Below are 1,311 nucleotides of genomic sequence, written 5' to 3' on the forward strand. Positions count from 1 at the left end.
GACCCTGTAACAGATTCTGTGTAACTACCTAATTTATATATAATCTGAAATTCGTTCTTCAAATTCAATAATAAAGCGATTCAGTGCCGGTTTCCAGTTTCTAATCGGCATTGTCCATTTCTTCGATGCTTGCATAATAGCCAAGTAAACAACCTTCTTCGCTGAGTCATCATTAGGAAACAGTTTACGGTTCTTGATGGCCTTTCTGATAACACTGTTCAACGATTCAATTGCGTTGGTGGTGTAGATTGCTTTTCGGATATCTTCAGGGTAGTTAAATAGTGTATTGAGATTAGCCCAATTTCGCTGCCAAGAGGCTGAGATACTCGGATATTTGTCATCCCATTGCTCGCCAAAACGCGTTAAGTTCAGCAGGGCTTCTTCTTCCGTCACTGAGTGGTAAATCTTCTTTAAGTCAGCAGCAACGACTCTGTAATCCTTATATGGCACAAATTTCATCGAGTTTCGTACCATATGCACTATACAAAGCTGAATTTGTGTTTTCGGATATACGGTATTAATGGCATCAGGAAAGCCTTTTAAGCCATCGATGCAGGCGATGAGGATGTCATTGAGTCCTCTATTTTGAAGTTCAGTCAGCACATTGAGCCAAAATTTGGCACCTTCATTCTCCGCTATCCACATCCCAAGCAGCTCTTTGTGACCCTCAAGGTTAACGCCAAGGGCTAAGAAAATCGCTTTATTGATGACCTTATTGTTTTCCCTTATTTTAACCACGATACAGTCTAGAAAAACGATGGGGTAAACAGGCTCAAGTGGACGTGACTGCCACTCTATAACCTGGTCTATAACTGAGTTCGTCACTCTGGAAATGAGCGTAGGAGAGATTTCAGCACCATACATCTCATCAAAAGTATCGACAATATCGCGTGTCGTCATACCTTTGGCATACAGATGTAAAATCTTGTCATCCATTGATGTGAAGCGGCTTTGATGTTTCTTAACAATTTCAGGTTCAAAACTGCCATTACGGTCGCGAGGCGTGTCTAACTCAAAGCTACCTTCTTCCGTTTTGACTTTTTTGCTGGAGTAACCATTACGGCTATTGTTAGTGAGGGCTTTCTCATTTTTTTGATAACCTAAATGATGTTCAAGTTCAGCATTTAATGCTGCTTCAACAGTCACTTTAGTTAACATTGCCCTGAAATCATTTAGGTCTGCTTCAGACTTTATGCCTTTGGCTGCTTGTTTAGCGAAAGCTTCTAATTCTTGTTTATTCATGTGCTACCTTCCATTGACCCTAATAGGGTACTGATTGAAAAGCAGTTACACAAAATTATTTACAGGCTC

At 40.4% G+C, this 1,311-nt stretch carries 1 protein-coding gene; it reads right to left on the bottom strand.

Annotated elements, in window-relative coordinates:
• Positions 1-33 precede the first annotated feature (33 nt).
• Complete coding sequence (locus ACWXWT_RS20515) at positions 34-1,242, bottom strand: IS256 family transposase (protein ID WP_456043407.1); 1,209 nt, start codon at positions 1,240-1,242, stop codon at positions 34-36.
• Between the last annotated feature and the right edge of the window lie 69 nt (positions 1,243-1,311).

The organism is Shewanella sp. A22 (assembly GCF_053850585.1).

Coding starts and splice junctions, on each gene's coding strand:
- ACWXWT_RS20515 (WP_456043407.1), bottom strand. CDS start 1,242: ATGAATAAACAAGAATTAGAAGCTTTCGCTAAACAAGCAGCCAAAGGC.